This window comes from Streptomyces sp. SP17BM10 (assembly GCF_036322405.1).
Taxonomy (GTDB): Bacteria; Actinomycetota; Actinomycetes; order Streptomycetales; family Streptomycetaceae; genus Kitasatospora.
The window spans coordinates 1-415 of the sequence record NZ_JAQYXB010000351.1 but is presented as its reverse complement, the minus strand read 5'-3'; the positions used below and the strand labels follow the sequence as shown (position 1 = coordinate 415).

Genomic DNA, 415 nt, shown 5'->3' with positions numbered 1-415 from the left:
GTGGGGGGGGCGGCGGCCCACCCCCACCAAACCACCCACCACCCCCCACCCAAACAAACCCACACACCCCCCCCCCCCCCCACGCCCGCGCCCGCCCCAACGACCCCCCCCCCCCCCCCCACCCCCCCCCGCACCCCCCCCCCCGCCGGGCAGGGGCACCCACCCCACCCCCCCCCACAAAACCACAAAAAACAAAAAAAAACCCAAACAAAAAAAAAAAAAAAAAAAAAAAAAAAAAAAAAATTTTAAATATAAAATAAAAAAAAAAAAAAACAAAAAAAAAAAAAAACCAAAAAACACCCCAAAAAACAAAAAAAAAAAAAAACAAAAACAACACAAAAAAAACAAAAAACACAAAACACGCCCCCAAAACATAAAAAAAAAACACAACAAAACCCAAACCCACAACCAAACC

The 415-nt window shown here is 47.0% G+C and carries 1 protein-coding gene; it reads left to right on the top strand.

Going from position 1 to position 415, the window contains the following annotated elements; all coding sequences use genetic code 11:
• The coding region (locus PUR71_RS41005) for a hypothetical protein (protein WP_329924682.1) at nt 1-249 on the top strand (249 nt) is incomplete at its 5' end.
• Nucleotides 250-415 lie beyond the last annotated feature (166 nt).